Here is a 19260-nt window from a genome sequence, read left to right as displayed (position 1 = left end):
GCTAACACAACCTCGCAGCAACGGCGAGGTTGTGTATCTCGGTATTACTTCAACCGGGATAAGATAGCCTGACTTAGTGGCCCGGGAATGGAACCAGGCTATAACAAGTCAGTCCCTGCTTTTCAAGACGCTGCTCGCCGCCCAGATCAAACAGGTTAATGATAAAGGCAGCATCGGTCACTTCGCCACCCAGACGGCGGATCAGCTTCACGGTCGCTTCAATCGTGCCGCCAGTTGCCAGAAGATCGTCCACAACCAGGACTTTATCACCCGGTTTGATGGCATCAACGTGGATTTCCAGCTGATCGGTGCCGTACTCCAGCTCATAGGTCTCAGCAATAACTTCACGCGGAAGCTTACGCGGTTTGCGTACCGGAACAAAGCCGACGCCCAGCCCCAACGCTACCGGCGCGCCAAACAGGAAGCCACGCGCTTCGGTGCCAACCACTTTAGTGATCCCCGCATTTTTGTAGCGCTCAACCAGCAATTCAATGCTGAGGGCGTAGGCTTTCGGATCTTCCAGTAAACTGGTGACATCACGGAAAAGAATGCCCGGTTTTGGGTAGTCGTGGATGCTTTTGATGCTATTTTTGAGAAACTCAAGCTGCTGTGCAGTCGCGGTCATAAGTTTGTGCCTGATTAATACAGTATTACTTCACGGCGCACTATACACTTCATCCTCGACGTATCTTGAATGATTTTGTGTCTATATTAGGGCCAAGGTTACACTTGGTTAACCTTTGACCATCTGCGCCTGTGCTCGAAAACGGTCGAATTTACTGGCTGCGAGAGACAATTGCAACAGCGATTATTGCGCTTTACTGCTTTTGTTGTTTTTCATCAATCACCGGGATCCGCCACATAAAAATCAGTAAACAGGCGAGAATAACCAGCAGCAGGCCGCGTACCCACATCATATTGACCATCCAGAGGGAAATAGCAAACGTCACCAGAATCAACAAAATAGCGCGCGGTTTTGCTCCCGGCGGCATCGCGCGATGTTTTTGCCAGTGACGCAGATACCCGCCGAACCACGAACGGTAAAGCAACCAGTCGTGAAAACGCGGCGATGAGCGGGCAAAACACCAGGCGGCCAGCAGTATAAACGGCGTCGTCGGTAACAGAGGCAATACTACGCCCAGCGTACCTAGCACTACCGCTATCCAGCCAATGATGATTAGAATAATGCGTTGCATAATATCAGTACTTAACACAGAGAATCGCTACTTTAGCATAACAGTTCTCATTTTCATCGGAGTGTTGTTGTGAAAACCGCCATGCTGTTACAGACGCTCGAAAACCAGCTTAACCGCCTGCGACAGCGTTGTGCTCCGCTGGCGCACCACACAACGCTTAGCGCCCGCTTTGACAGGCATCTGTTTCACACGCGCAGCACATTGCTGCAGGCCTGCCTGGATGAAGCTGACGATAATCTTACTGCCCTACGTCGCGCCGTTGAGCAGCAACAACTACCACAAATCACCTGGCTTGCGGAACACCTTGCCTCACAGTTAGAGGCGATTTCACGTGAAACTGCCAGTTGGTCGCTACGCGAGTGGGACAGCGCATCTCCAGGTCTGGCGCGCTGGCAGCGCAAGCGGGTCCAACATCAGGAGTTTGAACGCCGTCTGGTTGAAATGACGCGTGAACGCAAAGAGCGTCTGGCTCAGGCTACCGGCTTTGCAGAACAGCAAAAACTGCATCGTGAAGTAGAAGCATTCGAGGCGCGACTGGCGCGCTGCCGTCATGCTCTGGCAAGAATAGAAAACGTGCTGGCGCGTTTAACCCGTTAATCCCCGGAGAATTTATGTCATTAGAGAACGCCCCGGACGAGGTCAAACTGGCCGTCGATTTGATTGTTTTACTTGAGGAAAATCAGGTTGCACCTGAAACCGTACTGAAGGCGCTGGAGATTGTTAAACGGGATTACGAAAAGAAACAGCTCTCTTCTTCAAAAAACGCGCTATAGCTGAAATGCCTGATAGCGTTGCACTTACCAGGCCTACGAATGAATCGAAGCTCGCAGGCCTGATGAGTTTTTCTATTAACCTACCGAAGGCGTCGGATCATCACCTTTAATGATGTCACGCTTAACCTCGGTCACGGTGTCGCCCTTCGCGTTGTGCAGGTGCACTTCAAGCTGGTTAAAGGCGATATCAATGTCGTTTTCACGGCACAAACGATCGACCGCACGGTTCAGTTCATCAACCGTGTGACTACGATCGCGCAGTTCACGCACGTATAAACGCAGTTCATGATCCAGCGTGCTGGCGCCGAAGGCGGTAAAGAACACAGCAGGCTCCGGATCGTGCATCACTTTCGGGTGTTCCATCGCCGCCTGCAGCAGCACTTTCTTCACTTTGTCCAGATCCGAACCGTAGGCCACGCCGATGCGGATCACCAGACGCGTGGTGGTATCGGAAAGCGACCAGTTGATCAAACGCTCCGTCACAAAGGCTTTGTTCGGGATGATCACCTCTTTGCGATCGAAGTCGGTAATGGTGGTGGCACGGATACGGATCTTGCTGACCGTTCCTGAGAACGTACCGATAGTCACGGTATCGCCGATGCGGACCGGGCGTTCAAACAAAATAATCAGACCCGAAACAAAGTTACCGAAGATTTCCTGCAAACCAAAACCAAGACCAACCGACAGGGCTGCTGCCAGCCACTGTAGTTTATCCCACGAAACACCGAGCGATCCGAAGACCGTCATCGCGCCGATGGCGATGATCGCGTAGTTAAGGATCGTGGTGATCGCATACGAAGCGCCCTGACGCATCTTCAGTCGCGAGAGCACCAGCACTTCCAACAGGCCGGGTAAGTTACGGATCAGCGCCCACGCGACCATTGAGGCAATAATCGCAAACAGCAGGCTACCCATGGTGACGTCTTTCACCACTGCCGCACCCGCTTCGGTACCGTTGTAATGCCAGAGCGTAATGCTGTCGAGATAGCTGAACACGGTGATCAAATCAGACCAAATGGCCCAGAACAAGACACCAAACAGGGCAACCATCACCAGCATAGTTATACGCAGCGTTTGCTGGTTAACCTGCTCAAGCGCGATGGTCGGTTCTTCCTGCGGTTCGGCACCTTCCGCACCTTCTTTCACCAGGTTCTGACGACGCGCCAGCGCACGACGCCAGGCGATACGGCGTGCCGCGACGCTCAATCCACGCAGTACGGTCTGGTACAGCAGGTTCCAGAGAATGACCAGATAAACCGTTTCAATCCAGCGTCCCGCCAGACGCAGCGTGGTGTAGAAATAGCCGGTCGCCGTCAGCACCATTAATGCTATCGGGATAATAGACAGCACGGTAATCGTCACCAGACGCAGACCATGCGACTCTTTATCACGCCAGCTTTCGCGGCACATTGGCCATACCAGGAAGGCGATCAGCAGCAGGTTGAGGAAAATCACCACCTGACCCAGCACATCGTCCATCAGATTGAGCGGTGACAGTTCAGCAATGACCGACCAAAAATTAAGCGGCAACAGCGCCAGGCTAATACGCACGATTTGGCGGCGCCAATGGCTAGTTTGTTTTGCTGGCATACCAAAATGACGAATTGCCACGCCATCTTTTTCCAGCACCTTCCAGCACAAACCAAACACCAGCCAGAAGACTGTCATCTTCTTACTGAACGCCCACAGTAGGTCGCTGATATTCAACTGCATGGTAAGCAGAATCAGACCTACCGCAAGGATAATCAGGCACGCCGGCAAGGCTCTGATGAGATCGATCAGAATCGCTTTTGGCGTGTTGAGCTGACTGTCATTACGCAGGTTACCCACCGCAGCGGCTAATTTCGCCTGATACTCTTTCAACCATTTCAGACGCCAGCGGATTAACCCGGCAATGAGCAGCAGCGGCAATCCCGCCAGGAACGCAATAAATACTGCGGGCCACGCTTTTTCCCAGTTCACCGTGATTTTCATCGACTTAAACTGGTCTTTAAGCGTTTGCGGGAAAGCTTTGATCCAGTCCCAGTCCATCGGGCGGTTACTGTTAACCCAGAAAATCTGCTGCGTGAGGATCCCTTTCAGGTTTTTCGACACGCTCATTAACTGCTGCTGGTTAATTTGCAGATTAATCGCCATCATCAGCTGGTTGCCCAGTTGCTTATTGAGCTGATCCAACAGTTCACGACGCATATCCACAACCTGCAGTAAGGCATCATGGACTTCGCCGTTAACTTCGTTGCTGTGCCCTTCTTCCAGTTTGGCGACAAACGCATCATTCTGGAACAGCGCGTCGCGCTGCTGGTTGACCTCGAACTGCTCCAGACGCAAGTCGGCGATCCGGTTGGTCATATCGGCAAGTTCATCCGCCGACGGCAGCGTTTGTTGTTGCTGATACAGAATACGCGACAGCAGCAGACTGCCTTTCAGAACGGCGATCTGTTCTTTAATGTTGCGTTCGGATTGCAGCGCGCGGTCAAGCCAGTTTTTGACTTTGATATTTTGCTGCATCAGGCTGTTGCCGTTTTCGGTCGCGGCAATCAGACGCTGGCTGAGCTGATGGTTAACATCAAGCTCCTGCTTCACTAACGGATTGGACTGAATACGCTCGGCTTCATCCGGCGTGACTGCTTCCTGCGCCGTTTTTTCGGTTAACGTCAGTCGCTTGCTGTTCACCGCTTCCTGCAGGAGCTGGAGCTGATGCTCAAGGCGGTTACTGTTCGCCGTCACGTAATCACGTTGTTTTTGCAAGGTATCTTGCAAAATCGTATTACCTTCAAGGCTCTTACGCTGTTGGTCGATCTGCGCATTCAGCAGCGCCTGCTGCGCCTGTAACAGCACCTGCTGGCTGGGGCGTAAAGCACCTTCGCCTACATTAGTACCATCAAGTCGGTTGCGGATTTGCTGCATCTGCTGCGACGCGGTGTACATCGCATTTTGTACGCGCTCTGGCTGAGTCTGGAGCGACACCAGCTGGCTGTTATACGTGGCCAGATCGTTTTGCGAGCTTTGCAGGTCATCGAGCACCTGCGCGACGCGTGACTCAAGCTGTCGTAAGGAAAGCGTGCTCAGCGTTTTTCGCGTTTCGTCGTCATTGTCGACATCGCTGAGCGAATTTAGCGCATCCGTCGCCTGGCGCATTTTCTCCGGCGCCTGGGCCACTTTCTGGCGAAGCTGTACGGTCTCATCTTTCACGCGATCGATTTTATCCAGCGTGGCGATAGTATCGATGAGATCCTGTTGGACCAGCTTATCCTGCGCGGAGAGATCTTTTTGTTTACTCAGTGCGTCCAGTTGGCTCTGAATATCTGCTTTCGTCGGCAGTTCACCACTCTGTTGCGCCCGCGCAAATGCAGATGACTGGCAGGATAACAATAGAATGAAGAAAAGTATGCTAATAGCAATTACATGCTGTGAACGTTTATAGAGCTGCAACATAGTCATGAGAATGAATGTTTCTGAACCGGGAAAGTGACCGGAAATAGTCAAGCGGCAAGAATATCACGGCTGTGACCGGCAGAATAGCAGCAGGCAAAACGACCAGGAGAATTCCTGGTGCAGAATGGCAAACTAGCTTGTCTCTCCTGCCTGCAGGCGCAAGCTTGGACAAAGCAGACACATCTCCAGCAGCACCGCCACGTACTGACGAGCCTCATTCTTCAGATCAAACGATTCGGGAGCAAATAACCAGTTCTCCATGATCCCGGAAATATAGCTACGCATTAACACCGCTACACGACGTGTGTTCAGGTTTTCCGGCAACATGTTGACATCCATACAGTGGCGTAACGTTTTTTCTATACGGTCATAGTTTTCCAGACACAGGCTACGTTCGACTAACTGAACTGATGCTATTTCCCCGACAAATTCGCATTTGTGGAATATAATCTCCATCAATAAACGTCGGCGTTCTTCTGTCACGGTAGTTTCAAGAACGTAAATTAAAATTTCTCTTAATACTGATAGTGGATCGTCAGGGAATTTTGCCTGATACTCAGTCTCTAACTCATCAATGTTAGGTTTTGCTAGCTCCCAGATTTCACTGAATAAATCCGATTTGTTTTTGAAATGCCAATAGATTGCACCGCGCGTCACACCAGCGGCTTTTGCGATCTCAGCCAGCGAGGTGGATGAGACCCCTTGTTGCGAAAACATACGCAGAGCGACATCAAGAATGTGTTGTCGTGTTTCCTGTGCTTGTTGTTTGGTTTTTCGTGCCATAGGTCAGTGAATTTACAGGCGTTAGATTTACATACATTTGTGAATGTATGTACCATAGCACGACGATAATATAAACGCAGCAATGGGTTTATGGGCTTTAAGCCATTGATCAATTTGAAATCGGACACTCGAGGTTTACATATGAACAAAAACAGAGGGTTAACGCCTCTGGCAGTCGTTCTGATGCTCTCAGGCAGCTTAGCGCTAACAGGATGTGACGACAAACAGGCCCAGCAAGGGGGCCAGCAAATGCCAGAGGTTGGAGTTGTTACGCTCAAAACTGAACCTCTACAGATCACAACCGAACTTCCGGGTCGCACCAGTGCGTTTCGTATTGCTGAAGTTCGTCCTCAGGTTAGCGGGATTATCCTGAAACGTAATTTCACGGAAGGTGGTGACATCGAAGCGGGTGTATCTCTCTATCAGATTGATCCTGCTACTTACCAGGCCGCTTATGAAAGTGCAAAAGGCGATCTGGCCAAAGCACAAGCCGCAGCAAATATTGCTCAACTGACGGTGAAACGTTATCAGAAACTGTTGGGTACTAAGTACATCAGCCAACAGGACTACGATAGCGCGTTGGCTGACGCACAGCAGGCAAACGCCGCCGTTGTTGCCGCGAAAGCTGCGGTAGAAACTGCACGCATCAATCTGGCTTACACCAAAGTGACGTCACCGATCAGCGGTCGCATTGGTAAATCATCCGTTACGGAAGGCGCTCTGGTGCAAAACGGTCAGGCGACCGCACTGGCGACCGTTCAGCAGTTGGATCCCATCTATGTAGACGTGACGCAGTCAAGCAACGACTTCCTGCGCCTGAAACAAGAGCTGGCCAACGGCACGCTGAAGCAAGAGAACGGTAAAGCGAAAGTCGAACTGGTGACCAATGACGGCATTAAATACCCGCAGTCCGGTACGCTGGAATTTTCTGATGTGACGGTAGATCAAACCACTGGGTCAATTACGTTACGCGCAATTTTCCCGAACCCGGATCATACCTTACTGCCGGGTATGTTCGTCCGCGCTCGTCTGGAAGAAGGGATTAACCCAACAGCATTACTGGTTCCACAGCAAGGCGTTACCCGCACACCGCGTGGCGATGCCAGTGCATTGGTTATCGGTGCAGACAACAAAGTTGAAACTCGTCAAATTGTCGCCGCACAAGCGATTGGCGACAAATGGTTAGTCACTGATGGACTTAAGCCGGGCGACCGCGTGATTGTTACTGGGCTGCAGAAAGTACGTCCTGGCGCGCAGGTAAAAGCGCAGGAAATCACCGCTGATAACAACCAGCAAGGCCAAAGCGGTAGCCAGCCTGAACAGTCCAAGTCTTAACTTAAACAGGAGCCGTTAAGACATGCCTAATTTCTTTATCGATCGCCCAATATTTGCGTGGGTGATCGCCATTATCATCATGTTGGCAGGGGGGCTCGCGATCCTCAAATTGCCGGTAGCGCAATATCCGACTATTGCACCGCCAGCAGTGACGATCTCCGCGACCTACCCTGGCGCTGATGCCAAAACAGTACAGGATACTGTTACGCAGGTTATCGAACAGAACATGAACGGTATCGATAACCTGATGTACATGTCCTCTAACAGTGACTCCACGGGTACCGTGCAGATCACCCTAACCTTCCAGTCTGGTACTGATGCGGATATCGCACAGGTACAGGTGCAGAACAAACTGCAGCTGGCCATGCCGTTGCTGCCTCAGGAAGTACAGCAGCAAGGGGTTAGCGTTGAGAAGTCATCCAGCAGCTTCCTGATGGTTGTCGGTGTTATCAACACCAACGGCACCATGACGCAGGAGGATATTTCCGACTACGTTGGCGCCAACATGAAGGATGCCATTAGCCGTACTTCAGGCGTGGGCGACGTTCAGCTGTTTGGTTCTCAGTACGCGATGCGTATCTGGATGGATCCGAACAAACTGAACAACTTCCAGCTGACACCGGTTGATGTAATCAGCGCCATCAAAGCGCAGAACGCCCAGGTTGCAGCCGGTCAGTTAGGTGGTACGCCGCCGGTGAAAGGTCAGCAGCTTAACGCATCGATCATTGCGCAAACCCGTCTGACCTCCGCTGATGAGTTCGGCAAAATCCTGCTGAAAGTGAATCAGGATGGTTCCCAGGTTCGTCTGCGTGACGTGGCGAAAGTGGAACTGGGCGGTGAGAACTACGACATCATTGCGAAGTTCAACGGTAAACCGGCATCCGGTCTGGGTATCAAGCTGGCTACAGGTGCTAACGCCCTGGACACCGCAAACGCTATCCGCGAAGAACTGAAGAAGATGGAGCCGTTCTTCCCGTCAGGTCTGAAGATCGTTTACCCGTATGACACCACGCCGTTCGTGAAAATTTCTATTCACGAAGTAGTGAAAACGCTGGCAGAAGCAATCATCCTCGTGTTCCTGGTAATGTATCTGTTCCTGCAGAACTTCCGCGCGACGCTGATTCCGACTATCGCCGTGCCGGTGGTACTCTTGGGTACGTTTGCCGTCCTGGCGATTTTCGGCTTCTCAATAAATACCCTGACGATGTTCGGGATGGTGCTCGCCATCGGCCTGCTGGTGGATGACGCCATCGTTGTGGTCGAGAACGTTGAACGTGTAATGGCTGAGGAAGGACTACCGCCGAAGGAAGCAACGCGAAAATCGATGGGCCAGATTCAGGGCGCATTGGTGGGTATCGCGATGGTGCTGTCAGCGGTATTTATCCCAATGGCGTTCTTCGGGGGGTCGACCGGTGCAATTTACCGTCAGTTCTCCATCACCATTGTTTCCGCGATGGCGCTGTCTGTACTGGTGGCATTGATTCTGACCCCTGCCCTGTGTGCGACCATGCTCAAACCGATTGCTAAAGGCGATCACGGAGAAGGCAAAAAAGGCTTCTTCGGCTGGTTTAACCGCATGTTCGATAAGAGCACGCATCATTACACCGATAGCGTGGGCGGTATTCTGCGCAGCACCGGTCGTTATCTGGCGCTGTATCTGATTATCGTTGTGGGCATGGCCTATCTGTTCGTTCGTCTGCCAAGTTCGTTCCTGCCAGATGAAGACCAGGGGGTATTCCTGTCTATGGCTCAGCTGCCAGCGGGTGCGACGCAAGAGCGTACCCAGAAGGTACTGGACGAAATGACGGATTACTACCTGACCAAGGAAAAAGCGAACGTTGAATCGGTGTTTGCCGTTAACGGTTTCGGTTTTGCTGGTCGTGGTCAGAACACCGGCATCGCGTTCGTTTCTCTGAAAGACTGGAGTGAACGTCCTGGCGAAGAGAACAAGGTTGAAGCGATTACTCAGCGTGCAATGGGCGCATTCTCGCAGATTAAAGACGCGATGGTCTTTGCCTTTAACCTGCCAGCGATTGTGGAGTTAGGGACCGCAACCGGTTTTGACTTCCAGTTGATTGACCAGGCGGGTCTGGGCCATGAGAAGCTGACTCAGGCGCGTAACCAACTGTTTGGTGAAGTCGCGAAGCATCCTGATCTGTTGGTCGGTGTTCGTCCTAACGGTCTGGAAGATACGCCGCAGTTCAAGATCGATATCGATCAGGAAAAAGCGCAGGCTCTGGGCGTTTCCATTAGTGATATTAATACAACGCTGGGTGCAGCATGGGGCGGAAGCTACGTGAATGACTTCATCGACCGTGGTCGTGTGAAGAAAGTTTACGTCATGTCTGAAGCGAAATACCGTATGTTGCCGGAAGATATTGGAAACTGGTATGTCCGCGGTAGCGATGGACAGATGGTACCGTTCTCCGCCTTCTCAACCTCACGTTGGGAATACGGTTCGCCGCGTCTGGAACGCTATAACGGTTTGCCTTCCATGGAAATCTTAGGCCAGGCCGCTCCGGGTAAAAGTACCGGTGAAGCCATGGCGATGATGGAGCAACTGGCCAGCAAACTGCCATCCGGTATCGGTTATGACTGGACCGGTATGTCCTACCAGGAACGACTGTCCGGCAACCAGGCTCCTGCCCTGTATGCCATTTCACTGATCGTCGTATTCTTGTGTCTGGCAGCGTTGTACGAGAGCTGGTCAATTCCGTTCTCCGTAATGCTGGTTGTACCACTGGGTGTTATCGGTGCATTGCTGGCAGCAACGTTCCGCGGCCTGACCAACGACGTTTACTTCCAGGTAGGCCTGCTTACAACCATTGGGTTGTCGGCGAAGAACGCGATACTTATCGTCGAATTCGCCAAAGACTTGATGGATAAAGAGGGTAAAGGTCTGATAGAGGCGACGCTGGACGCAGTACGCATGCGTTTACGTCCAATCCTGATGACGTCACTGGCCTTTATTCTGGGCGTAATGCCGCTGGTCATCAGCTCCGGCGCAGGCTCCGGTGCGCAGAACGCCGTTGGTACTGGCGTAATGGGTGGGATGGTGACGGCAACCGTGTTGGCGATCTTCTTTGTTCCGGTGTTCTTTGTGGTGGTACGCCGCCGCTTTAGCCGCAAAAATGAAGATATTGAGCATAGCCACTCAGTAGAGCATCATTGATACATCTCTAAAGATAAGGCCGCGCAAGCGGCCTTTTTTCTGGAAAAATCATAAAAATCACTTATTGCCATTCCGTTTATTTTCTATCGGGTAAATAAGCGATATAATCCTTGCAGCCTTAAAGGCTATTCTTAAAAAAACAGCGAGAGTTCTTATTTACTTTAATAAATATTAAGATTAATCCTATCCACTGGTTTTCATTGTCGGTTGTTGCCTTTCGTTGCTAAACCTAAACAAGATAACCCGATGATTGCCCGAAGAATAAAGAAATTGTCCCATTTCGAATTGCGGCATTTATCTGTTAAAATGTAAAAATGACGTAGCATCATAATTTTACATAATTGTAATTTTTCGTGATATGACGATGAAATCTTTTTTAGAGTAGATTATAGTTAAATCATCAGGAGTCGCGGGCAAGTTCCAGGTAGTTGTTGTATCCATCCCGAAAGGTGTTCGGTTAGTTTAAGCCACTAAGAAGGGGATGCGTTATGGATGAATACTCACCCAAAAGACATGATATCGCGCAGCTTAAATTTCTCTGCGAAACTCTGTATCATGACTGTCTTGCAAACCTTGAACAAAGTAACCATGGCTGGGTTAATGACCCTACCTCTGCAACCAGCTTGCAGCTCAATGAACTGATAGAGCATATTGCAACCTTCGCACTTAATTATAAAATTAAGTACAATGAGGACAATAAGCTGATCGCGCAGATAGATGAATACCTGGATGACACTTTTATGTTGTTCAGCAGTTATGGTATTAATACGCAGGATCTGCAGAAATGGCGGAAGTCAGGTAATCGACTGTTTCGCTGTTTTGTCAATGCCACCAGGGCTAATCCTGTTAGTTTGTCTTGTTAAAAATTATTACAATCATAGGTAAGAGTTATGTCCGATAAACCATTAACTAAAACAGATTATTTGATGCGCCTGCGACGTTGCCAGACAATTGATACGCTAGAGCGCGTTATTGAAAAAAATAAATATGAATTGTCCGACAACGAACTGGCTGTATTTTACTCAGCAGCAGATCATCGCCTTGCTGAATTGACCATGAATAAGCTTTACGACAAGATCCCAACTTCTGTTTGGAAATTCATTCGCTAATTGCACTCAAGGTTAAGTCAGGTATAGCGGCACAGTTGTCTGGCTAACCATTTTCGTATTTACAATGGTTATTTAATTCAAATCACGTGACTATGATCACAGCAAAGAAGCGGGAACGTTCCCCTTGCTTGCATTACGTTTTACTGTGCTGAAATAACCTTCAGTACACAGGGAAATCGTAATGCGTAATGAAAAGCAAAAAATGATCGCCGGCGAATACTATCGCCCGGCAGATGAAACGCTGCGCAGTGACCGACTACGCGCTCGTCAGTTGATCCATCGCTACAATCTCACCGCTCCCGATGAAAAAAATGAGCGTCAGGCAATCCTGCATGATCTGTTAGGTCAGAGTGAGGGTGCCTATATTGAACCCTCTTTCCGGTGTGATTACGGTTATAACATCTATCTTGGTAAAGACTTTTACGCTAATTTCGACTGCGTTATGCTCGACGTCTGTCCAATTCATATTGGCGACAACTGCATGCTGGCACCTGGCGTTCATATTTATACCGCGACCCATCCGCTGGATGCTACCGAGCGCAACAGTGGCCTTGAGTTCGGAAAGCCCGTGACTATCGGCAATAATGTCTGGATAGGTGGCCGTGCAGTGATCAATCCTGGCGTCACGCTGGGCGATAACGTGGTTGTGGCATCAGGCGCAGTAGTCACTAAAAGCTTTCCAGCAAACACCGTGGTTGGGGGCAATCCCGCAAGGATCATCAAAACGCTGTGATCTTAAATGTAACTGTTATGCTAAATTGCGGTTAATCTGTTACTTTCTTAAAAGGGTATCCCCTTTTAAAATAGGGCGATCCCTCCTGAATTTTGCAGATATCATGAAGGCAAGAGATGACAGAAATACAGCGCCTGCTTACTGAAACAATCGACGACTTAAATATTCGCGAGAAGCGCGACAACAAACCGCGCTTTAGCATCAGCTTCATTCGCAAACACCCAGGGCTGTTTATCGGCATGTATGTTGCCTGGTTTGCCACGCTGGCGGTGATGCTACAGTCAGAAACGTTAGTCGATTCAGTATGGCTGCTGGTGGTGCTGTTCGTTGTACTCAACGGCTTTTTCTTTTTCGACGTTGCGCCACGGTACCGCTTTGAAGATATCGACGTTCTGGATTTTAGAGTTTGCTATAACGGAGAATGGTACAACACGCGCTTTGTCCCCTCCTCGCTCATCGATACTATCCTGCACTCACCGTCCGTGGATAGCGAACATAAAGCACAGCTGCAAAAGATGATATCGCGCAAAGGCGAACTCTCGTTTTACGATGTCTTTACGCTTACCCGCGCCCAGACCACCCAGTAACGGTATCTCAACGCAGATAAAAAAGTGCGTTCCAGCCCAGGCAACGCACTTTAATCCCTGAAATGCTGGCAAAGAAACTAACGTCTCTTTTTACGCCCCTGTACTGCTTTAAAGCGCGGATTCGTTTTGCAGATAACGTACAAACGCCCTTTGCGTTTTACTATCTGGCAGTCAGGATGGCGCTGTTTTGCACTGCGAAGTGAATTGAGTACCTGCATTTTAACCCCGCTTAACGCCAATAAAATGACCAAAACGTTTTTGGAAACGTGCTGCACTACCTTCATTATCAAAGGTTTTTTGTTTCCCGGTATAATACGGATGCGATTTAGAAGATATATCGAGGGTCACGTACGGGTACATTTCCCCCTCAAACTCAATTTCACGCTCCGTCTTAATGGTCGAACCGACCTTAAAGAATTCATTGGCACTGGTATCGTGAAACACCACGGTACGGTAAAAAGGATGAATATCCGGTTTCATGGCAACCTCAATTTGTTACGTTATAACATAACCAACAAAATACACCACTCTTGTACAAACCACAATCTGATTTACGCTACAGGGAGTTAAACGGGATGATAAGTGGCCGTAAATATATGATGTCAATCGAATAGCTTTTCGGGGTTTCGGATATACTTTCCCTACGCTGTGTAAATAAGGATATCACTGTGACAACACGACATCTGATAAGCCTGGTGACTGGGGTACTGTTCCTTTCCATCCTCGCGCCTGTAGGTTTAAGCCTGTGGCTTGCACATCGTCAGGTCGAAACGAAATTTATCGATGAACTCGACATGTTCTCAACACGAGTCGCATTACGTACGGAACGCGTAGGCGAGCAGGCGAAAAAAGCATTACGCCATATTGAAGCATTTCAGGGGGTGCCTTGTAGTGATGAGCATCTGCTGGAAATGCGTCGTTTGTCATATAGCTATCGCTATATTCAGGAAGTGCTGTACCTCAAAGATAACGTTCCGCAATGCTCATCTCTGGAAAAAAGAAGCCAGGCAGACGCATTTCCACCCGCAATGAAAGTCACTCCTGATGGATATCGCGCATGGCTTACCACGCAAAATGATTTGGGCATCAAGCGCTTTATGGCAGCATTAGGGAGCGAACATTATATTGTGATGGTCGATCCGGGTTCTTTCATTGACGTCATCCCGTTTGGCTCATGGCCGATTGAAGTGACTATCATTGGCACCATGCGCAACGTCGTGGTTGCCAGTAGCGCCGATCTGCCATCGGACGTTTTGCAGCATATACAGCAAGAACGATCGATTACCCATTTTAACAAAGATGGCAGCATTTATAACGCCCGCCCCTTTCCTGAGTTGGGCATCACGATCGTAACCTGGGCGTCTACCCTGCCATTGCAAAAAACCTGGCACCGGCAGGCACTGATCTGGCTCCCGGCAGGCATTCTTATCGGCTTGCTCACCGCCGCCTTTGTTTTGCGTATTTTGCGCCGCTTACAGTCGCCCCATCATCAGTTGCAGGACGCTATCCAGCATCGGGACATCAAAGTCCACTATCAACCAATTATCTCGCTCAAAACGGGGAAAGTGGTTGGGGCAGAGGCGCTGGCTCGCTGGCAGCAGGCCGATGGGAGTTATCTGTCACCTGAAATTTTCGTCGCGCTGGCGCATGAAACCGGGCTGACAGAGTCCCTCACCCGGTTGATTATTGAAAGCGTATTTGAAGATTTAGGCAAATGGCTGCGTCAGCATCCTGAGCAGCATATATCCATCAACCTTGAGTCAGCCGATCTGTCCTCCGAAACGCTTCCAGCCCTGTTAAGCCAGAAGGTGAACCACTGGCAACTTAAGCCTGCGCAAATCGCGCTGGAGCTAACTGAACGCGAATTTGCTGACCCAAAAAACAGCGCGCCGTTTATTGCCAAATACCGTCAGGCGGGTCATTCAATCTATATTGATGACTTTGGTACCGGCTATTCCAGCCTGAGTTATTTGCAGGATCTGGATGTAGACATCCTGAAGATAGACAAATCGTTCGTCGATGCACTGGAGTACAACAACGTCACGCCGCATATCATCGAGATAGCAAAAGCGCTGAAACTTGAGATGGTGGCGGAAGGTATCGAAACCGAGAATCAGGAAACCTGGCTACGCAAGCACGGAGTGCAGTACGGTCAAGGCTGGCTTTACAGCAAAGCGCTGCCGAAAACGGAATTTATACTGTGGGCAGAAAAACGGCTTTAACATGGCTGTTGATGTTGAGATGGCTGGCGGCACGCCGCACAGCCAGTCACATCACTCTTCCATAATGGGCGCAAATCCACCGTAGATCATTCGCTTGCCATCAAATGGCATAGATTCACCGAATTCCTTCATACGGGGATCGGACATCATCTTCTGATTCGCCGCGTCGCGGACCTCTTTGGAAGGGTATTCAATCCAGCTGAATACCACTTCTTCATGATCCTGCGCTTTCACAGCCATGCGAAAATCGGTCAATTTGCCGTCGGGGACATCATCTGCCCAGCACTCCACCACGCGCAATGCACCGAACTCCTTGAAAAGCGGAGCTGCTTTTGCCGCCATCGCAATGTACGCCTCCTTGTTTTCAGCGGGTACGGCAACCACAAAGCCATCAACATACTTCATGAGAAAAACCTCCGAAGTGTACTGCGCGGCAAGCCGATTCCGGCCGCGTCAGTCGAGGTTAAGTTTAGTCGCCAGCAGTCGATCGCGCCCCAGGCGTATTCTTGATGCGAATACGTGCCTGCGGCTGATGGCGAAACCACGGCAAGCAAAGCTGAATGAGCGGTCCGATAGCCAAGGCATACAGCACCGTACCAACCCCCACTGTTCCTCCCAGCAACCAACCGATAAGCAGCACCGACACTTCAATTGCGGTTCGAATTCGTCGTACTGGCCAGCCGGTACGTGCGTGGATACCGGTCATCAGACCATCACGCGGACCGGCGCCAAAACCGGCACCAATGTACAGGCTGGTTGCTAACGCATTCAAGATCACCGCTGACACCAACAGCCCGCTGCGCGCCAGCAGGGATTCAAATCCCGGAATCACCAGCAGCACGGCATCTGCCGCCAGCCCGATCATAATCACGTTGCTCAACGTGCCAAACCCTGGACGCTGGCGCAGCGGTATCCACGCCAGCAGTACCAACACACCCACGGCAATGATCACCACGCCAATATTCATCGACAATAAATTGGCCACGCCCAGGTGAAACACGTTCCACGGATCGGCCCCTAAATCGGCACGGACAAACATCGCCGTCGACACACCATACAGCGTCAGCCCGATGAACAGCTGAAGTAAACGACGCAGCATGCTTTTCCCCTCTCACTCTCAGATAACTTTCATCATCACCGCAATTGGCACTATGATTAATGTCCAGTTTTCAAAAAGTGGACTGCTATGTCATCACGCCGTTACGGAAGCCAGTCTTTGCAGCGCCTGCTCGGACACTGGCAGGAAAACCCCTCACGAACGCCCATCTGGCGACAGCTGGCAGAAGCGTTACGTCTGCTGATCCTTGATGGTCGACTGGCGCTGGATAGTCGCTTACCCGGCGAACGCGAGCTCGCTGCCGTTCTGCAAGTGAGCCGAACCACCGTCGCCAGCGCCATGGCGCAACTGCGTGAAGAGGGATATCTGGAAAGCCGTCATGGGAGCGGCTCACGGGTGATCCTGCCGGAACACATTCGTCATGTGCCTACACGAACCAGTACCGGTACAGCGCTGGATTTGTCCACGGCGGCGCTGAGTGCAGGTCCCGAAATTCACCATGCTTACCAACAAGCGCTGTTTGCGATGCCGCAGCATTTGCTGAGTTCCGGGTATCTACCACAGGGACTGGCGGTTTTGCGTGAATCCATCGCCCGGCATTATTGCGAACGCGGACTCCCGACGCAGCCCGATGAGATTATGGTCGTGAACGGCGCGGTCAGTGGCCTGGCGCTGATCCTGCGTTTACTCACCGGCCCAGGCGATCGCGTGGTGGTCGATCATCCCACGTATCCGCTGGCGATTGCCGCGATTCAAGGTGCATCATGTCGTCCCGTCGGTGTGTCGCTGCCCGAACACGGTTGGGATACGGCAGGTCTGGTCGCCACCATCGCGCAAACCGCACCGAGAATGGCCTATCTGATGCCGGACTTTCACAATCCGACCGGGCGTTGCATGGACGCTGCAACTCGCCAGGTCGTGGCAGATATTGCTGAAAGGACCCGCACCACGTTGGTGATTGATGAGACCATGGTGAACCTGTGGTATGACACCCCGCCACCACCGCCGCTTGCCGCATTCAACCGCGATGCGCCGATCATCCTGCTGGGATCTGCCGGGAAAAGCTTTTGGGGAGGATTACGTCTGGGCTGGATTCGGGCGTCGGCGCGAACCATTGCGGCGCTGGTACAAACTCGCGACACCTTCGATTTAGGCTCCCCGGTGCTTGAACAACTCGCCACCAGCTGGCTGCTGGATAATGCCGCCGACTTTCTTCCTGACAGAAGACGGCTACTCACATCGCAGCGAGATCTGTGCTCGGACCTGATGAACGCGCATTTCCCGGAGTGGCAGTTTACCCAGCCACAGGGAGGACTCTCTTTTTGGGTTGAACTGCCCGATACGCTGGCAACGCTATTCGCTACGCGCGCCGAAATCGCAGGCATTCAGTTGGGAACCGGTACGCGTTTCGGTCTTGATGGTGCATTTGACCGCTTTTTGCGTATGCCCTTCACATTACCGGATGACACAACGCGTGCCGCCTTCCGGGTGTTGCAACCCATTTGGGATAACCTGCGTTTGCAGGCCAGCAGCGGGAAAATACGTAAAATAATCTAAACGACGAGTCAAAGGACTCGTCCTTGAATGCCGTGATGGACGAGGATGTCCCGGCAATATTACCGCTGAGGAGGAACCGGAAACCCCTTCAGAGAAATCACGAAATTCTCACCGTCTTTCTTAATTTTTGCCCCGGCATCACACCAGTCGGAGGCAATACGGAAGAACTCATCGCTGCCGACGTTCCAGCTCAGACGAACATGTTTCACATAACCGGAACGCAGCATTTCACAGGCTTCGCCATAATTACAGGCGGTTGAGAGCGGTTGTTGTTTCATTTTTTCTTCTTCAGTAGTCTTCGCAATGCTTTGATTTCTTTAGGAGTCAGTGCTTCAACCACGGATTCTTCCGTATGCTGGCTATCGATATCCTCAGCGGAGACTCCCGCCTCTTCAACGGCGGAAAACGCGATCAGCAGTAGTTTTTCCGTCGCGATACTTAAATTTTCACTATGCACTTCAGCGTAATGGCGAAGCTTTTCTTTTAGCGCCTCATCAATTTTGACATTCAATACAGCGGTCGACATCGTAGAAAATCCTTGTGGTCAGCCAAAACACACCGAATGTAAGACCCCTGTCGTTACAGTGCGATGGCGGCGGCAAAAGCATCAAATAACATCCCCGAAACACATTGACAGCATTTGATGACATTAAAATGACAATACGATGACAAAGAAAAGAAGATAAGCAGAAGGAAAATTGCCGGACGGCAGAATTGGGTGGGGGCCCTGCCAGCTACATCCCGGCACACACGTCATCTGCCTTGGCTGCTTCCTTCCGGACCTGACCTGGTAAACAGAGTAGTGTTGCGGGAGAACCAACAGAGCCCCCATTGAGAGCGTTGTTAACCAACGCGCAGGCGCATTATCACTGCTGCACCCTGTAATTGCAACCCATCCAGCATCGGATGCTGTTTTCTTGTGCAATGCGGCTTCACTCCTTCGCCGTTCAGCATTATGCTGGAGGATTAGCGCAGGAATAAATGATGGATATACAAGACACTTTCCCCCAACGCGTCTGGCAAATCGTCGCGTCGATCCCCGAAGGTTTCGTCACCACCTATGGCGATGTTGCCAGGCTTGCCGGTTCGCCGCGTGCTGCGCGCCAGGTAGGCGGCGTGCTTAAGCGTCTCCCCGAAGGCAGCACTTTGCCCTGGCATCGGGTGGTTAATCGTCATGGTGCCATTTCGCTGACAGGCCCCGACCTGCAACGGCAGCGCCAGGCGTTGCTGGCTGAAGGAGTAGTGGTTTCAGGAAGCGGACAGATCGATTTACAGCGCTATCGCTGGGTGTACTAACCCTC

The 19260-nt window shown here is 51.0% G+C and carries 20 protein-coding genes, 1 other RNA gene and 1 pseudogene; 11 read left to right on the top strand and 11 right to left on the bottom strand.

Annotation, left to right across the window (positions count from 1 at the left end; all coding sequences use genetic code 11):
- Positions 1-73: 73 nt before the first annotated feature.
- Positions 74-625 carry an adenine phosphoribosyltransferase gene (gene apt, locus OGV98_RS15285; protein ID WP_003021759.1) on the bottom strand — a complete coding sequence of 184 codons (552 nt, stop codon included), beginning with the start codon at positions 623-625 and terminating at the stop codon, positions 74-76.
- Between the two features lie 193 nt (positions 626-818).
- On the bottom strand, positions 819-1196 hold the full coding sequence (locus tag OGV98_RS15280) for a DUF454 family protein (protein ID WP_200018460.1): 378 nt from the start codon (positions 1194-1196) through the stop codon (positions 819-821).
- 69 nt (positions 1197-1265) lie between these two features.
- Between OGV98_RS15280 and priC the strand changes: the two genes are divergently transcribed.
- Together priC and rsmS are read left to right on the top strand one after the other, a co-directional pair.
- On the top strand, positions 1266-1793 hold the full coding sequence (gene priC / locus OGV98_RS15275) for a primosomal replication protein N'' (protein WP_003021753.1): 528 nt from the start codon (positions 1266-1268) through the stop codon (positions 1791-1793).
- A gap of 14 nt (positions 1794-1807) precedes the next feature.
- A complete protein-coding gene (rsmS, locus tag OGV98_RS15270) occupies positions 1808-1969 on the top strand; it encodes a pleiotropic regulatory protein RsmS (protein ID WP_003021750.1) in 162 nt (53 codons plus the stop codon).
- 75 nt (positions 1970-2044) lie between these two features.
- Here the strand turns inward: rsmS and mscK are convergent, their stop codons facing one another.
- Entirely contained in the window at positions 2045-5410 is a 3366-nt protein-coding gene (mscK, locus tag OGV98_RS15265) for a mechanosensitive channel MscK (protein WP_003835917.1), read from the bottom strand.
- Positions 5411-5536: 126 nt separating this feature from the next.
- Positions 5537-6187, bottom strand: coding sequence for a multidrug efflux transporter transcriptional repressor AcrR (gene acrR / locus OGV98_RS15260; RefSeq protein ID WP_003021744.1), 651 nt, complete (start codon positions 6185-6187; stop codon positions 5537-5539).
- Between the two features lie 141 nt (positions 6188-6328).
- Here acrR and acrA point away from each other — a divergent pair, with 141 nt between their 5' ends.
- The 6 genes from acrA (at position 6329) to OGV98_RS15230 (ending at position 13123) form a co-directional block, all read left to right on the top strand.
- On the top strand, positions 6329-7522 hold the full coding sequence (acrA, locus tag OGV98_RS15255) for a multidrug efflux RND transporter periplasmic adaptor subunit AcrA (RefSeq protein ID WP_003835922.1): 1194 nt from the start codon (positions 6329-6331) through the stop codon (positions 7520-7522).
- Between the two features lie 22 nt (positions 7523-7544).
- Positions 7545-10694 (top strand): efflux RND transporter permease AcrB, encoded by a 3150-nt coding sequence (gene acrB / locus OGV98_RS15250; protein WP_003021736.1) that lies wholly within the window; start codon positions 7545-7547, stop codon positions 10692-10694.
- Between the two features lie 488 nt (positions 10695-11182).
- Complete coding sequence (tomB, locus tag OGV98_RS15245; RefSeq protein WP_003021733.1) at positions 11183-11557, top strand: Hha toxicity modulator TomB; 375 nt, start codon at positions 11183-11185, stop codon at positions 11555-11557.
- 27 nt (positions 11558-11584) lie between these two features.
- Positions 11585-11803, top strand: a complete 219-nt coding sequence (gene hha / locus OGV98_RS15240) for a hemolysin expression-modulating protein Hha (RefSeq protein WP_002892050.1) — start codon at positions 11585-11587, stop codon at positions 11801-11803.
- 181 nt (positions 11804-11984) lie between these two features.
- A complete protein-coding gene (gene maa, locus OGV98_RS15235) occupies positions 11985-12536 on the top strand; it encodes a maltose O-acetyltransferase (RefSeq protein ID WP_138828274.1) in 552 nt (183 codons plus the stop codon).
- Positions 12537-12652: 116 nt separating this feature from the next.
- Entirely contained in the window at positions 12653-13123 is a 471-nt protein-coding gene (locus OGV98_RS15230) for a YlaC family protein (protein WP_003021724.1), read from the top strand.
- Between the two features lie 77 nt (positions 13124-13200).
- On the opposite strand, the gene ykgO is transcribed toward OGV98_RS15230, so the two are convergent.
- Positions 13201-13341, bottom strand: a complete 141-nt coding sequence (gene ykgO, locus OGV98_RS15225; RefSeq protein ID WP_005125190.1) for a type B 50S ribosomal protein L36 — start codon at positions 13339-13341, stop codon at positions 13201-13203.
- Between the two features lies 1 nt (position 13342).
- Positions 13343-13603 (bottom strand): type B 50S ribosomal protein L31, encoded by a 261-nt coding sequence (locus OGV98_RS15220; RefSeq protein WP_003021719.1) that lies wholly within the window; start codon positions 13601-13603, stop codon positions 13343-13345.
- 188 nt (positions 13604-13791) lie between these two features.
- Between OGV98_RS15220 and pdeB the strand changes: the two genes are divergently transcribed.
- Positions 13792-15345: a cyclic di-3',5'-guanosine monophosphate phosphodiesterase PdeB gene (gene pdeB / locus OGV98_RS15215; protein WP_003835927.1), complete on the top strand. Its 1554-nt coding sequence runs from the start codon at positions 13792-13794 to the stop codon at positions 15343-15345.
- A 51-nt stretch (positions 15346-15396) separates the two neighbouring features.
- On the opposite strand, the gene OGV98_RS15210 is transcribed toward pdeB, so the two are convergent.
- A complete protein-coding gene (locus tag OGV98_RS15210; protein WP_003831033.1) occupies positions 15397-15750 on the bottom strand; it encodes a DUF1428 domain-containing protein in 354 nt (117 codons plus the stop codon).
- Positions 15751-15814: 64 nt separating this feature from the next.
- Positions 15815-16444 carry a membrane protein YczE gene (gene yczE / locus OGV98_RS15205; RefSeq protein WP_286551661.1) on the bottom strand — a complete coding sequence of 210 codons (630 nt, stop codon included), beginning with the start codon at positions 16442-16444 and terminating at the stop codon, positions 15815-15817.
- 87 nt (positions 16445-16531) lie between these two features.
- On the opposite strand from yczE, the gene yczR reads away from it, so the two are divergent.
- Complete coding sequence (yczR, locus tag OGV98_RS15200) at positions 16532-17959, top strand: MocR-like transcription factor YczR (RefSeq protein WP_202580718.1); 1428 nt, start codon at positions 16532-16534, stop codon at positions 17957-17959.
- Positions 17960-18018: 59 nt separating this feature from the next.
- Here the strand turns inward: yczR and OGV98_RS15195 are convergent, their stop codons facing one another.
- The 3 genes from OGV98_RS15195 to ffs form a co-directional block, all read right to left on the bottom strand.
- Entirely contained in the window at positions 18019-18237 is a 219-nt protein-coding gene (locus OGV98_RS15195; protein WP_003021701.1) for a hypothetical protein, read from the bottom strand.
- A complete protein-coding gene (locus OGV98_RS15190) occupies positions 18234-18485 on the bottom strand; it encodes a hypothetical protein (RefSeq protein WP_003021699.1) in 252 nt (83 codons plus the stop codon). Before OGV98_RS15190 ends, OGV98_RS15195 begins: the two co-directional genes overlap by 4 nt.
- Positions 18486-18684: 199 nt before the next feature.
- Positions 18685-18781: signal recognition particle sRNA small type (ffs, locus tag OGV98_RS15185), an RNA gene on the bottom strand.
- Between the two features lie 84 nt (positions 18782-18865).
- Here ffs and OGV98_RS15180 point away from each other — a divergent pair.
- A pseudogene (locus OGV98_RS15180) lies at positions 18866-19255 on the top strand (MGMT family protein).
- Positions 19256-19260: the final 5 nt, after the last annotated feature.

Origin of the sequence: Citrobacter sp. Cf136, from assembly GCF_030333815.1 — a bacterium.
Taxonomy (GTDB): Bacteria; Pseudomonadota; Gammaproteobacteria; order Enterobacterales; family Enterobacteriaceae; genus Citrobacter; species Citrobacter freundii.
Note: the sequence above shows the minus strand (reverse complement) of the source record. Positions and strands in the feature narration are given on the sequence as shown.

Coding starts and splice junctions, on each gene's coding strand:
- apt (WP_003021759.1), bottom strand. CDS start 625: ATGACCGCGACTGCACAGCAGCTTGAGTTTCTCAAAAATAGCATCAAA.
- OGV98_RS15280 (WP_200018460.1), bottom strand. CDS start 1,196: ATGCAACGCATTATTCTAATCATCATTGGCTGGATAGCGGTAGTGCTA.
- rsmS (WP_003021750.1), top strand. CDS start 1,808: ATGTCATTAGAGAACGCCCCGGACGAGGTCAAACTGGCCGTCGATTTG.
- mscK (WP_003835917.1), bottom strand. CDS start 5,410: ATGACTATGTTGCAGCTCTATAAACGTTCACAGCATGTAATTGCTATT.
- acrR (WP_003021744.1), bottom strand. CDS start 6,187: ATGGCACGAAAAACCAAACAACAAGCACAGGAAACACGACAACACATT.
- acrA (WP_003835922.1), top strand. CDS start 6,329: ATGAACAAAAACAGAGGGTTAACGCCTCTGGCAGTCGTTCTGATGCTC.
- acrB (WP_003021736.1), top strand. CDS start 7,545: ATGCCTAATTTCTTTATCGATCGCCCAATATTTGCGTGGGTGATCGCC.
- tomB (WP_003021733.1), top strand. CDS start 11,183: ATGGATGAATACTCACCCAAAAGACATGATATCGCGCAGCTTAAATTT.
- hha (WP_002892050.1), top strand. CDS start 11,585: ATGTCCGATAAACCATTAACTAAAACAGATTATTTGATGCGCCTGCGA.
- maa (WP_138828274.1), top strand. CDS start 11,985: ATGCGTAATGAAAAGCAAAAAATGATCGCCGGCGAATACTATCGCCCG.
- OGV98_RS15230 (WP_003021724.1), top strand. CDS start 12,653: ATGACAGAAATACAGCGCCTGCTTACTGAAACAATCGACGACTTAAAT.
- ykgO (WP_005125190.1), bottom strand. CDS start 13,341: ATGCAGGTACTCAATTCACTTCGCAGTGCAAAACAGCGCCATCCTGAC.
- OGV98_RS15220 (WP_003021719.1), bottom strand. CDS start 13,603: ATGAAACCGGATATTCATCCTTTTTACCGTACCGTGGTGTTTCACGAT.
- OGV98_RS15210 (WP_003831033.1), bottom strand. CDS start 15,750: ATGAAGTATGTTGATGGCTTTGTGGTTGCCGTACCCGCTGAAAACAAG.
- yczE (WP_286551661.1), bottom strand. CDS start 16,444: ATGCTGCGTCGTTTACTTCAGCTGTTCATCGGGCTGACGCTGTATGGT.
- yczR (WP_202580718.1), top strand. CDS start 16,532: ATGTCATCACGCCGTTACGGAAGCCAGTCTTTGCAGCGCCTGCTCGGA.
- OGV98_RS15195 (WP_003021701.1), bottom strand. CDS start 18,237: ATGAAACAACAACCGCTCTCAACCGCCTGTAATTATGGCGAAGCCTGT.
- OGV98_RS15190 (WP_003021699.1), bottom strand. CDS start 18,485: ATGTCGACCGCTGTATTGAATGTCAAAATTGATGAGGCGCTAAAAGAA.